The organism is Serpentinimonas sp. SSL01 (assembly GCF_056323735.1).
On sequence record NZ_CM150487.1, the window covers coordinates 930,627 to 943,029 of the forward strand.

Genomic DNA, 12,403 nt, shown 5'->3' on the forward strand with positions numbered 1-12,403 from the left:
TTTTCGAGACAAAAAATTATTACACTCGAGGCCCATGGCGCAACACCCCCCACTTGACCCCTCAGCCGCTGCCATGAGCTTGGGCGCGCGCACGGCCTTCGTGCTGCTGCCGCTGCTTGCCTTCATGGCCGTGCTCTGGACGGCGGCCACGCAACCGCTGCCGCTGGACATCCACGTCCCTTGGATCCCGGCGCTGGGCGTGCACCTCGACTTTCACATCGATGGCCTGACGCTGCTGATGCTGCTGCTTATCACCGGCATCGGGGTGGCGGTGTTCGTCTATGCCGGCGGCTATCTGGCCGGGCATCCGCAGCAAAAGCGGCTCTACATTTTGCTGTCGTTTTTCATGGTCGCCATGATCGGCACCGTGATGGCCGACAACCTGATCGTGCTGTTCCTGTTCTGGGAAGCGACCAGCGTGCTGTCGTTCCTGCTGGTGGGCTTCAACCACGAAGACCCCAAGAGCCGCAAGTCGGCGCAGCAGGCGCTGGTGGTCACGGGCAGCGGTGGGTTGGCGCTGCTGGCCGGCATTCTGTTGCTCGGGCAGAACATGGGCACGTTCTCCATCCAAGAGATCATCGCCCAGCTGCCCTACACCGAGCACACGCCGTTGCTCACGGCAGCGCTGCTGCTCATCATCTTGGGCGCCTTCACCAAGAGCGCGCAGTTTCCGTTTCACTTCTGGCTGCCGGGCGCCATGGCGGCGCCGACGCCGGTGTCGGCCTACCTGCACTCGGCCACCATGGTCAAGCTCGGCGTCTATCTGCTGGCGCGGCTCGATCCCGGCTTTGGCGGCTGGGAACTGTGGCAGTGGACGCTGCAGATTTTTGGCTCGTTTACCGCCGCTTGGGCGATGCTGCTGGCGCTGCGCGAGCGCGACCTCAAGCGCATTTTGGCTTGGTCCACCGTGGCCACGCTGGGCACGCTGGTGATGTTGGTGGGCATGGATGGCCACGGGGCTTCGGTCGCGGTCAGCGCGCTGTTGCTCGCGCACGCGCTCTACAAGGCGCCGCTGTTCTTCGTCGCTGGCAACGTGGACCATGGCACCGGCACGCGCATCATCGACCGCTTGGGCAACCTGCGCCACGCCATGCCGCTCACGGCCGCAGCGGCGGCGCTGGCTGGGTTGTCGATGGCCGGCATTCCGCTCTCTTTTGGCTATGTGGTCAAAGATGTGGTCGGGCAAGCCGATGCCCTCGGGGCCTTGAGCGAATTGGTCAAGGTTGCCAACACCATTTTTGCTGCCGTGGCGGTGGCGGTGGCGGCGGTGGCGGCGGTGCGCGTTTTCTGGCGCCACCCAGGCCACAACATCACCCCGCCCGATGCCCACGAGGGCGGCGTGGCGCTCTGGGCGCCGCCGCTGGTGTTGGCTTGCATCGGCATCAGTTTGGGCGTAGCGCCGTTCATGGCCGATTGGCTGTTGGGCGTGGCCGCCGAGGCCATGACGCCGCGTGCCGAAGCGGTGGCGGTGCACTTCGCGCTTGAGTTCAGCCTCGGCAGCCTGCTGTCGCTGGCGCTCACCGTGGGCATAGGCGCTGCGGTGTTTATCTACTGGGACCCGCTGCACCGGCGCTTTGACCGGTTGTTGGCGCGCTTTGATACCCTTAGCACACCGGCGCAGTACGAGCGCTTCATCAACGGCATCCCGGTGTGGGCGGCGCGCAGCACGCGCTGGTTGCAGCACGGTGAACTGCCTGGTTACAGCACGCTGATGGTGGGCTTTGTCACGGCGCTGTTGGCGGGCATTTTGCTCGCCGGTTGGGGGCATTGGTTGTGGCCGCAATGGGTCGCGCCCTCGACGGGTTTTGTCTTGGCTTGCTTGTTGATCGTGTCCGGTGCGCTGCTGGCTGTATTCCAACGCGACCGCCTGGTGCTGCTCTTGTGTTCGGGGCTGGTCGGCTACGGCAGCGCGGTGTTCTTCATGTACACCGGCGCTCCCGATGTGGCCTACACGCAGTTCGTGGTGGAATCGGTGTTTGTGATCGTGCTGGCTTCGGTGCTGCTCAAGCTCAAGCTCGCTGGGCGCGGTCAGGGTATGCCCAAGCCCCACACCAGCCCCTGGGCTTTCCCTCTGGCTGTGGCGTTTGGTGCCGTGGTCACGGTGATCATGCTGGTCTCGTTCAGCGCCGCCTTCAACACCCAACTGACCGACTTTTTTGCCCAAGTGAGCGTGCCCGAGGCCCATGGCCGCAACGTGGTCAACGTGGTGCTGGTTGACTTTCGCGCCCTCGATACCCTGGGCGAAATCGCGGTGGTGATGCTCTCGTTCTTGGCGGCATTGCCGGTGTTGCATGCGGTGCGCGCGCACATGCTGCGCCAGAAAAAATCCACCCAAGAGGGGAGCAAAGCATGAACCGCCGCGTTGTTATTCTGGAGTCGATCTCCAGGCCACTCTACGTCGCTATTTTGCTGGCTTCGGTTTGGGTGCTGCTGCGTGGGCACAACGAACCCGGGGGCGGATTCATCGGTGGCTTGCTGGCCGTCAACGCCTCGATCCTATGGGCCGTGGCCCATGGCAGTGACGCCGCGGCACTGCGCCTGCCCTATGGCTCGCCTCTGCGCCTGACTGTGATCGGCCTTGGCATTGGCATTCTGTCGGGCATCCCGGCATTGATCGTTGGCGATCCCTTCCTCACACACATCTGGGGCTACATTCCCCTGGGCTTTACCGAGCTAAAGGTATCGACCGTGATCATTTTCGACCTAGGCGTGTACTTGACCGTGTGGGGCGCCCTAGCTGGCTATGCGCTGGCCTTGTTGGGCGTGGATGAATCGATTAAGGGCCGCAACATGACGCAAGACGGGAGTGCCAGCAAATGATTTGGCTCATTGCCCTCACGGTGGGCATCACCGTGGCTGCTGGTGTCTATTTGGCCTTGTCGCGCGATTTGTTTCGCTGCGTGATCGGTTTGGGTGTGTTGGGCAGCGCGATCAATTTGCTGTTTTTAGCGGCCGGCCGGGTTTCCGTCATGGACCCAGCGGTCATTCCATTGGGCGAAACGGTGCTGCGCGACGCCTCCAACCCGTTGCCCCAGGCGCTGGTGTTGACGGCGATCGTGATCGGCTTTGCCCTGATCTGTTTTTCGCTCACGCTGGCATTGCGTGTCATTCAAAGCGCGCAAACCGACGACGCGCTCGATCTGCGTATGGCTGAACCTTTGCCCACCGACCCCGTCAAGCCGCCCTACAACGGTCCCGCCCACGAACCCGAGCTCCCTGCAGCAGCCGCAAACCAGGGGGTTGGACGATGAGTTGGCTTGCTGCCAGCCCGGTGCTGGTTCCCATGGCCACGTTGGTTGCTGCTGCTTTGGTGCAAAAACGCCCTGCAGCGCAAACTTGGGTCAGCTACGTAGGGTTGATCATCTTTTTGGCGTGCGCTTTGGCGCTCACCGCAGAGGCGCATCAGGGCACGGCGGTGCGTTCGGTATTTGGCGACTGGGGTGCGCCCTACGGCATCGAGTTTTACGTAGACCGGCTCAGCGCCGCCATGCTGCTGATCACCGCCATCATGGGGCTGGCCAGCTTGGTTTTTCTGGCCAGCGACGCCGACACCTTGCCGCGCCATCCGCTGCTGCTGCCCCTGATGCATGGGTTGCTGCTGGGCGTGGGTGGTTCGTTTGCCACCGCCGACTTGTTCAACCTCTACGTGTGGTTTGAGGTGGTGCTGATCTGCGCGCTGGGGTTGCTGGCCATAGGTGGCCGTGCCGACCAGCTCGACGCGACCTTCAAATACTTCGTGCTCAACATCATCGGCACCCTGCTGCTGTTGGCCGCCGTGGGGGTGATCTATGGCATGACCGGGCACCTCAACTACGATGCGCTGGCGCACGCCGCGACCCAGCTCAGCCCTTGGATGCTGGGCCTGATGGTGAGCCTTTTGCTGCTGGCCTTACTCATTAAGGCAGGCGCATTCCCGCTTTATGCTTGGCTGCCTGCGGCCTACCACACCCTGCCGGCTCCCGCGTTGGGCTTGTTTGCCGGTTTGCTCACCATGCTCGGTGTCTATGCCGTGCTGCGCTTGCTGGGCGATGTGTTTGCCATCGCGCCGCCGCTGGTGTTTGAAGCCTTGGGCTGGATCGCGGCGGCGAGCATGTTGTTTGGCGTGTTGGGTGCGGCCTACCACTGGGACATGCGCCGCATCTTGGCTTTTCACACCGTCAGCCAGGTGGGCTACATCCTGCTCGCCATCGCGCTGGCCAGCCAGGCCGGCAACGCTGCCGCGTTGGTCTATACCGTGCACCACTTCATCGTCAAGGCCAACCTGTTTTTGATCGCGGCCATGATTTGGCGCCTGACCGGCAATTACGACCTGCGCAAAATCGGTGGCTTATACAAAGCCCGGCCTTGGCTTGGGGTTCTGTTTCTGTTCGTGGCGCTGTCGCTGGTGGGCATCCCGCCGCTGTCGGGTTTTTGGGCCAAGTTCGTGGTGTTGCACGAAGCCCTGGCCCAAGGGCGCTACGTCTGGACCTTTATCGCCCTGCTGGTCAGCGTGCTCACCTTGTATTCAATGGTCAAAATCTGGATGGAGGCGTTCTGGAAACCGCACCCCGACAAAAACTGGAGCCTGCCCACTCAGACGCATTTGTGGCCCGCGTGGGTAGCCACCGTTGGTCTGGCAGCCCTGACTTTGGCCATTTCCCTCCACCCGCAGCCCCTGATTGAGTTTGCGCAAGCGGCTGCGCTAGCCTTGGGAGCGCGCTGATCATGCTCAAAATTTTCGTCGCCTTGGTGCTGTTGCTGCGCTTTTTGAAGGCGGTGGTGCTTTCCGGCGTGCAGACGGTGCAAGTGATCCTGCGCGCCAGCACGGGCAGCCGCACGCCCCCGCCGGCGGCTTTTTTGCGCCTGCGCTTTGCCCCCATGAGCCCCATGGGCGCCTCGTTGCTCGGGTGCATGATCACGCTCACCCCGGGCACCACCACGCTCGACATCGATATGGAAAAGCACGAAATCCTCATGCACGTGCTCGATGCCTCCGATATGGCCTCGATCGAGCAGGGCATACGCAGCGACTTTGAGCGCAGCTTGATTAAACTTTTTGGGGAGCAGCGCGCATGATCATCGAATGGGCCAGCGCCGCCCTGATCCTTTTGGTTTTGGTCGCCATGGCTTTGTCTATTTGGCGCATCGTGCAAGGCCCCACCGGTGCCGACCGCATCGTGGCACTCGACATTTTTTTGGCTGCCGCAATCGCGCTGTGCGTGGTGGCGTCGATTTTGACAGCGCGCACGGTTTATTTGGACGTGGGCATTGGTTTGGCGATCGCGGGTTTTGTGGCCACCGTCGGCTGGGCCCTTTTGCTCGATAAGGGGTCGGCCTCATGACGCTGGCGCTGGAACTCTTGGCTGCCCTGTTTTTAGTCGCTGGTGGCGTGCTGCTGATCATCGCGGCGTGGGGCGTGGTGGCGCTGCCCGACGCGCTGGCGCGCCAACACGCCGCCACCAAAGCCGGCACCTTTGCGCTGGCCATGGTGCTGGTGGGCGCGCTGCTGTTTGCCGGCACCTGGGACTGGGGCTGGCGCGCCTTGCTGATGCTGGGCTTTTTGTTCGCCACGCTGCCGGTGGCTTCGCACATGCTGGCGCGGGCGGCGGTGCGCGAGTCCCACCTGATCCCGGACGTGAGCAAAGTGCCCATGATCGGCACCGATCCGGCGCAAGGCAATAAGCCGGGCTCTGTTACTTGATGTAGACACCTTGGCTCAGAGGGGGCGGCGGCAGAGCTTGCCTTACCCCCCCCTAGGCCAAGCTTCTTAGCCTGCTGGCGCAGCGCAGCCGATCTCGGGCAGGTTGTAAAAGCGCCGAATCCCCTCCCACGCGGCCTCGGGCGTGTCCACGGTTTGGAACAGCTCCAGATCGGCGGGACTGATCACCCCTTCTTCGACCAACACCTCGAGCCGCAGCAGGCGCTGCCAGTAGTCGCTGCCAAAGAGGAAGATCGGCAGCGGTTTGGCCTTGTGGCACTGCACCAAGGTGAGCACTTCAAACAACTCGTCTAGGGTGCCGAACCCGCCCGGAAACGCCACCAGTGCCTTGGCGCGCATCAAAAAATGCATTTTGCGCAGCGCAAAATAGTGGAATTTGAAGTTCAGCTCGGGGCTGACGTAGGGGTTGGACAGCTGCTCGTGCGGCAGCGTGATGTTGAGCCCGAGATTCAGCGCCCCCGCCTCGTGCGCGCCGCGGTTGGCCGCCTCCATGATGCCGGGGCCGCCGCCGGTGACGATGTAGAGCCGATCTTGTGCTGGGCAGTGCAGGCTGTATTCGGCCACCAAGCGGGCAAAGCGGCGCGCCTGCTCGTAATAACGGGCGTTGCGCTGCAGGGTTTGGGCGGCGGCAATGGCTTGGGCATCACCGCTGGCCTGCGCCTGCTCAAGCGCCTCGGCCGCTGCTTCGGCGGAGCGAAAGCGCGCGCTGCCAAACACCACCACGGTGTGCTCGATGCCCAGCGCCTGCATTTCCAGCTCGGGCTTGAGCAGCTCGAGCTGCATGCGGATGCCGCGCGACTCGCGGCGCAGCAGAAACTCCGGGTCGGCGAAAGCCAGCCGGTGCGCGTCGGGGTGCAGCTCGACGACGTCGGCGGCTTGGGCCTGCAGTTCGGCCCAAGCGTGCGCCAACCGGTTGACGCGCAAGTCTTGGGGGTTGCCCATCCGCCTTTTAGACGCGGCGGCGGTATTCGCCGGTGCGGGTGTCGATCTCGATGCGGTCGCCTTGTTCCACGAACAGCGGCACCGAAACCTCAAAACCGGTGGCGATCTTGGCCGGCTTGAGCACCTTGCCCGAGGTGTCGCCCTTGACGGCCGGTTCGGTCCAAGTGATCTCGCGCTCGACGCTGGTGGGCAGTTCGACCGAAATCGCTTTGCCGTCGTAGAACACCACTTCGACCGTCATGCCGTCGGCCAAGTAGTTGAGGGCGTCGCCCATGTTGGCGGCCTCGACTTCGTACTGGTTGTAGTCGGCGTCCATGCAGACGTACATCGGGTCGGCAAAGTAGGAGTAGGTGCACTCTTTTTTGTCGAGGATGACGTTGTCGATCTTGTCGTCGGCCTTGAACACGACTTCGGTGCCCATGTTGTTGAGCAGCGCCTTGAGCTTCATGCGCACCGTGGCGGCGCCACGGCCACCGCGGGCGTATTCGGTTTTAAGGACGATCATCGGGTCTTTGCCGTGCATGATGACGTTGCCGGCGCGGATTTCTTGGGCGAATTTCATGATGGGTGCGCAAATGCAGGGGTGCAAAAGTAAAACGTCGCATTCTACCTTTTCCCGGCTACAAAGCGCAGCAGCTGGCCCAGCAAATCGCCTTGCTGGCTCAGGCGCTGACGCGCTTGCAGGGTGCAGTGGCGCCAACGTTGCAGGCGTTGTTCTGTTAGGGGCGCAAGCTCAGAAGTCGCCGCTTCTATCCCATTCCATGCCCGGTGCATTTGGCGCAGGCAGGGCGGGGCCTCGAGCCAATCCAGAAAGGCTTCAAGCTTGGCGTGGTGCGCGCCGTCGTCTTGCGGGTAGAGCTGCCAGACCAGCGGCTGGCCGGCCCAGAGCGCGCTCACCAAGGAGTCTTCGCCGCGCACGAGGTTGAGGCTGCTGCTGCGCAGCAGGGCATCGAACTCGGTTTGCGCCAGCAGCGGCAGCATGTGGGCCGTGGCGCTGGCGGGCAGTGCCGCTTGCGCGCGCTGCCACGCCGCTAGGGTGCGCCCGGCGCAGACGCGCCAGTGCGCTTGCGCCAGCGCCGGCTGGGCGAGCAGCTGGGCCAGCGCTTCGGGTTCGTAGCAAAACAGGGTGATGCGGGGTGCCCAGGGGGTGGCGTCTGAGTCTGCGTGGGTTTGGGCGGGGGAGGTGGCGTTTTCTTGGACGGGTGCAGGCCATGCAGCAGACGGATGATCGGCAACGGCCCGATCCGGCCCCAGCAACCCGCCGCTGCCGGGCGTGAAGCCGGGGTAGTAAAACCACTTGACGCGCCCGGCCAGGGGCCCGCTGAGCACCGGCGAAGGCAGGCCGTGGCAACGCTCGATCCAAGGCTCGGCGCTCAGGTACTCGAGGTTGATCCACACTTGGCCGGTGCGGCCTTCGGGTTGCAAGGCCTGCACCCAGTGCGGCGTGATGTCGCAACCAAAGGCTTCGATCAGGACATCGCCGGGCTCGAGGGTGGGCGGCGCGGTCTCGGGCTGCAGGCGCGGCCAGTGGTGCACGCTCAGCTCCGCCAATTCGCCTAGTCCTTGGTACAGGGGCTGGGCGCTGGTGCTGGCTTGGCTGGGGCTGGATCTAGGGCTGGGGCCTGGGCCTTGCAGCGCGCCGGGGGACGCCATCCAGGACAGCGCCGAAGCGTCGTCCACCCACAGCCGCACGCGCTGGCGGTGCGCCACCAGTTGCCGCGCCAGCCGCCAGCAGACACCCAGATCGCCCCAGTTGTCGATCACGTGACAAAAAATGTCCCAGAGCAGGGGGGCGGCAGGGGCAGGTGCGGGTGCGGCGGCTTTCATGGCACAGGATTGTCGCTGGCCTTGCGCGCGGCCCAGTGCCACAATGCAGCACCATGACCGAGGACGCGCACACCCCAACCCCTTTCCCCGAAGCGCTGCTGCACGCCGTGGCGGCCCTGCCGGGCTTGCCGGGGGTTTATCGATTTTTTGACGCCGCCGGTGCGCTGCTCTACGTGGGCAAGGCGCGGCATCTGAAAAAGCGCGTGTCCAGCTACTTCAGCCGCCGCCACGATGGCACGCGCATAGGCCACATGGTGGGCCAGATCGCGCGCCTTGAGAGCACCGTGGTGCGTTCCGAGGCCGAGGCGCTGCTGCTCGAAAACAATCTGATCAAGGCCAGTCACCCGCGCTACAACATCTTGTTCCGCGACGACAAAAGCTACCCCTACCTGCGCCTAGGCAGCGGGGCGGGGCGCGCGGCCAGCACTGCGGGCTCGACAGGCAACGCAGGCAGGGTGCGCAATGTGGGCGCGCTGGCGGCAGTGCCAGCCGCAACAGCCGCAACAAACGCAGCGCAACCACCGCTCGAAGCGGCGCAGCCGCAGGCCTTCCCGCGCCTGTCGTACTACCGCGGCGCCGTGGACGGGCGCGGCCAGTACTTTGGCCCCTACCCAAACGGCTGGGCGGTGAAGCAGACCATCGAGCTGCTGCAAAAGGTGTTCAGGCTGCGCACTTGCGAAGACACGGTGTTTGTGCACCGCAGCCGCCCCTGCCTGCTGTACCAGATCCGGCGCTGCAGCGGCCCGTGCGTGGGGCTGGTGAGCGCCGCCGACTACGCGCGCGATGCGCAAGACGCCGCCGCCTTTCTGCGCGGCCAAACCGACACCTTGCTGACGGCGCTGGAGCAACGCATGCAAGCGCACGCCGAACAACTGGCGTTTGAACAAGCGGCCCAGGTGCGCGACCAGATCGGCAGCCTCGCGCAAATGCTGCAGCAGCAGGCGATGGAGAACGTGCGCGACCAAGAAGCCGATATTTTGGCCGTGAAAGTGCAGGGTGGGCGCGCTTGCGTCAACCTAGCGATGGTGCGCGGTGGCCGCCATCTGGGCGACCGGCCTTTTTTTCCGGCGCAGGTGGCCGACGGGGCGCTGCTGGCCAGCGTGGAGGAGGGCGCAGATGAAGGCCCAGATGAAGGCGCGCAAGCAAATGAAGGCAAGCAGATATGGGCTGATAAAGCGGCAGATAAAGTGGCAGATGGAGGCACAGATGGGGACGCAGAGACTGTCAAAGAATCTAGCCTAGGGCTGATGATCGATGCACCGACCGCTGGGCACACGCTGGATGCACACGATGCCGCCGCTGCGTCGGCACCCAGCCTAGAAACCCGGGTGCTCGAGGCCTTCATCGCCCAGCATTACAGCGCCCACCCGCCGCCGCCGCTGCTGGTGCTGGGGGCGCCGGTGAGCGCGCACTTGCTCGATTTACTCGGCCAAGCCAGCGCGCACAAGGTGCATGCGGTGTGGCAGCCGCGCGAGCAGCGCCGCGCCTGGCTCGAGATGGCGCAGCAAAACGCGGCGCTGCAGTTGGCGCGTTTGTTGTCCGAGGAGGGCTCGCAGCAGGCGCGCACGCGCGCGCTGGCGCAGGCGCTCGATCTGCCCGACGAGGCGCTGGAGCGCTTGCGCATTGAGTGCTTCGACGTCTCGCACAGCGCCGGCGAGGCCACCATGGCCGCGTGCGTGGTGTTCGAGGGCCACAAGATGCAGAGCGCCCAGTACCGGCGCTATGCGATCGCGGGCATCACGCCCGGCGACGACTACGCCGCCATGCGCCAGGTGCTGCTGCGCCGGTACGGCAAGCTGGCTGCAGCCCAAGAACCCGAAACCAGCGCTGGCCCACGCTGGCCCGATGTGGTGCTGATCGACGGTGGTGCCGGGCAGGTGGCCGTGGCGCGCCAGGTGTTCGAGCAGCTCGGGGCCGATGTGGGCCGCATCGTCGGCGTGGAAAAGGGCGCCGGGCGCAAGGTCGGGCTCGAGGAACTGGTGTTTGCCGACGGCCGCGACAAAATCGCCCTCGGGGCTGATTCGGCTGCGCTCATGCTGGTGGCGCAAATCCGCGACGAAGCGCACCGCTTTGCCATCACCGGCATGCGCGCCCAACGCAGCCGCACCCGCACCGGCGGCAGCCAGCTCGAGGACATTCCCGGCGTCGGCCCCAAGCGGCGCGCGCGCTTGCTGCAGCGTTTTGGCGGTTTGCGTGGCGTGGCTGCGGCCAGCGTGGCCGATCTGGCCGGCGTCGAGGGCATTTCGACCGAGCTGGCGCAACAAATCTACAAGGCTTTGCGCTGAACGGCGCGGCAGAATCCGGGCAAACCCTCGCATAATCAGGCCCATGTTTTTTAACCTGCCTACTTCGCTCACTTGGGCGCGCATCGTCTCCATCCCCGTGATCGTGGCGGTGTTTTACTGGCCCGGACTGGAGCAGAGCACGCAAAATCTGGTCGGTACGGTGCTGTTTGTGCTGTTTGCGCTCACCGACTGGGCCGACGGCTTCCTGGCGCGCCGGCTCAATCAGACCTCGGCTTTTGGTGCCTTTCTGGACCCAGTGGCCGACAAAATTCTGATCTGCGCCTGCCTGCTGGTGCTGGTGCAACTCGACCGCGCCGACGTGTTTGCGGCGCTGATCATCATCGGCCGCGAGATCGCCATTTCAGCGCTGCGCGAGTGGATGGCGATCATCGGCGCCACCCGCAGCGTGGCGGTGCATGCGGTGGGCAAGCTCAAAACCGCGGTGCAGATGGTGGCGATCCCGTTTTTGCTCTACGACGCCACGCTCTTTGGCCTGATCGACACCCGGCTTTGGGGCACGGTGTTGCTGTGGATTTCGGCCATCCTCACGGTCTGGTCGATGGTTTACTACCTGATCAAAGCGCTGCCCGAAATCCGCGCCAAGTCGCGCTAAAAAGCACGCTCACTACACACCCCTCACGCGCTAACAACGCTCTGCCTACTCGCTGCAGCGTTCACCCATGTTCAGCCGCACGCCCCAAACCCCCCACGACGCCTGGTTGCGCGCCATGCCGTGGGTGTTTGTGCTGATCTGGAGCACCGGCTTCATCGTGGCGCGCTACGGCATGCCGCACGCCCCGCCGATGACTTTTCTGGCTTGGCGCTATGCCTTGTCGATCGCCCTGTTTTTGCTCTGGGTCTGGTGGGCGCGGGTGGCGTGGCCGCGCAACCGTTCGCAGTGGGGGCACTTGGCGGTGCTGGGGCTGCTGATGCACGCTGGCTACTTGGGCGGCGTGTGGGCGGCGGTGAAGGCCGGCATGGGCGCGGGGCTGGTGGCGCTGCTGGTGGGGCTGCAGCCGGTGCTCACCGCCGTCTGGTTGTCGGCCTTTGCCGCTTCGACCGGTTTGGCCGTGACGCGGCGCCAGTGGCTCGGGCTGCTGCTGGGCTTGGCCGGGCTGGTGTTGGTGTTGTGGCACCAGTTCGTGCCCCCAGAGGCGCAGGCGGCCGTGGGCGCGGCCACGGGCCAGATCGGCGCCACCTGGTTCAACGTCGGCTTGGCCGTATGCGCACTGCTGAGCATCACCGCCGGCACCCTGTACCAAAAACGCTATGTGCAGCCCTGCGATGTGCGCAGCGCCAGCACGGTGCAGTTGCTGGCAGCCTTTGCCGTCACGCTGCCGCTGGCGCTGCTCGAGCCCGGCGGCATGAACTGGAACGCCGAGCTGGCCGGGGCCCTGGCGTGGTCGGTGCTGGCGCTCACGCTGGGGGCCAGCTCGCTGCTCTATCTGCTGATCCAGCGCGGCGCAGCGGCTTCGGTGGCCAGCCTGATGTACCTGGTGCCGCCGTGCACCGCCGTGCTGGCCTGGCTGCTGTTCGACGAGCCCATCACCGCCCTGACCGTGGCCGGCATGGCCCTGACCGCGCTCGGCGTCAGCCTGGTGGTGCGCAGCCCCGCAACTGCAAAAGCCTGATCGCCAAAGCCTGATACTTG

13 protein-coding genes are annotated in these 12,403 nt (G+C 64.8%); 10 read left to right on the forward strand and 3 right to left on the reverse strand.

The genetic code is table 11. The features are described 5' to 3' along the window. Nucleotides 1–34 precede the first annotated feature (34 nt). The 7 genes from mbhE to ACVMK0_RS04535 are packed head-to-tail and all read left to right on the forward strand — an operon-like array spanning nucleotide 35 to nucleotide 5,680. Complete coding sequence (gene mbhE / locus ACVMK0_RS04505; protein WP_476464443.1) at nucleotides 35–2,353, forward strand: hydrogen gas-evolving membrane-bound hydrogenase subunit E; 2,319 nt, start codon at nucleotides 35–37, stop codon at nucleotides 2,351–2,353. Then, the gene (locus ACVMK0_RS04510) at nucleotides 2,350–2,820 is read left to right on the forward strand and encodes an MnhB domain-containing protein (protein WP_476464444.1); all 471 of its coding nucleotides are present in this window, start codon (nucleotides 2,350–2,352) and stop codon (nucleotides 2,818–2,820) included. The genes mbhE and ACVMK0_RS04510 overlap by 4 nt, the downstream gene beginning before the upstream one ends. Continuing rightward, nucleotides 2,817–3,251 carry a sodium:proton antiporter gene (locus ACVMK0_RS04515; protein ID WP_476464445.1) on the forward strand — a complete coding sequence of 145 codons (435 nt, stop codon included), beginning with the start codon at nucleotides 2,817–2,819 and terminating at the stop codon, nucleotides 3,249–3,251. The genes ACVMK0_RS04510 and ACVMK0_RS04515 overlap by 4 nt, the downstream gene beginning before the upstream one ends. Then, a complete protein-coding gene (locus tag ACVMK0_RS04520; protein ID WP_476464446.1) occupies nucleotides 3,248–4,702 on the forward strand; it encodes a complex I subunit 5 family protein in 1,455 nt (484 codons plus the stop codon). Before ACVMK0_RS04515 ends, ACVMK0_RS04520 begins: the two co-directional genes overlap by 4 nt. 2 nt (nucleotides 4,703–4,704) lie before the next feature. After that, nucleotides 4,705–5,055: a Na+/H+ antiporter subunit E gene (locus ACVMK0_RS04525; RefSeq protein WP_476464447.1), complete on the forward strand. Its 351-nt coding sequence runs from the start codon at nucleotides 4,705–4,707 to the stop codon at nucleotides 5,053–5,055. Further along, entirely contained in the window at nucleotides 5,052–5,321 is a 270-nt protein-coding gene (locus ACVMK0_RS04530; protein WP_476464448.1) for an MrpF/PhaF family protein, read from the forward strand. The genes ACVMK0_RS04525 and ACVMK0_RS04530 overlap by 4 nt, the downstream gene beginning before the upstream one ends. After that, nucleotides 5,318–5,680 carry a cation:proton antiporter gene (locus ACVMK0_RS04535; RefSeq protein WP_476464449.1) on the forward strand — a complete coding sequence of 121 codons (363 nt, stop codon included), beginning with the start codon at nucleotides 5,318–5,320 and terminating at the stop codon, nucleotides 5,678–5,680. The genes ACVMK0_RS04530 and ACVMK0_RS04535 overlap by 4 nt, the downstream gene beginning before the upstream one ends. Before the next feature lie 66 nt (nucleotides 5,681–5,746). Here ACVMK0_RS04535 and ACVMK0_RS04540 read toward each other — a convergent pair whose 3' ends face one another. Genes ACVMK0_RS04540 through earP form a run of 3 tightly spaced genes read right to left on the reverse strand, consistent with a single transcriptional unit; the run spans nucleotide 5,747 to nucleotide 8,467 of the window. Next, a complete protein-coding gene (locus ACVMK0_RS04540) occupies nucleotides 5,747–6,640 on the reverse strand; it encodes an LOG family protein (RefSeq protein ID WP_476464450.1) in 894 nt (297 codons plus the stop codon). A gap of 7 nt (nucleotides 6,641–6,647) precedes the next feature. Beyond that, a complete protein-coding gene (efp, locus tag ACVMK0_RS04545; protein ID WP_045535370.1) occupies nucleotides 6,648–7,202 on the reverse strand; it encodes an elongation factor P in 555 nt (184 codons plus the stop codon). 44 nt (nucleotides 7,203–7,246) lie between these two features. Beyond that, nucleotides 7,247–8,467: an elongation factor P maturation arginine rhamnosyltransferase EarP gene (gene earP, locus ACVMK0_RS04550; RefSeq protein WP_476464451.1), complete on the reverse strand. Its 1,221-nt coding sequence runs from the start codon at nucleotides 8,465–8,467 to the stop codon at nucleotides 7,247–7,249. A gap of 53 nt (nucleotides 8,468–8,520) precedes the next feature. Between earP and ACVMK0_RS04555 the strand changes: the two genes are divergently transcribed. From ACVMK0_RS04555 to ACVMK0_RS04565, 3 genes are all read left to right on the forward strand, one after another. Then, nucleotides 8,521–10,752, forward strand: coding sequence for an excinuclease ABC subunit UvrC (locus tag ACVMK0_RS04555; protein WP_476464452.1), 2,232 nt, complete (start codon nucleotides 8,521–8,523; stop codon nucleotides 10,750–10,752). Nucleotides 10,753–10,795: 43 nt separating this feature from the next. Continuing rightward, complete coding sequence (gene pgsA / locus ACVMK0_RS04560) at nucleotides 10,796–11,365, forward strand: CDP-diacylglycerol--glycerol-3-phosphate 3-phosphatidyltransferase (RefSeq protein ID WP_476464453.1); 570 nt, start codon at nucleotides 10,796–10,798, stop codon at nucleotides 11,363–11,365. Between the two features lie 67 nt (nucleotides 11,366–11,432). Next, entirely contained in the window at nucleotides 11,433–12,383 is a 951-nt protein-coding gene (locus tag ACVMK0_RS04565; protein WP_476464454.1) for a DMT family transporter, read from the forward strand. The last annotated feature ends 20 nt before the right edge of the window (nucleotides 12,384–12,403 follow it).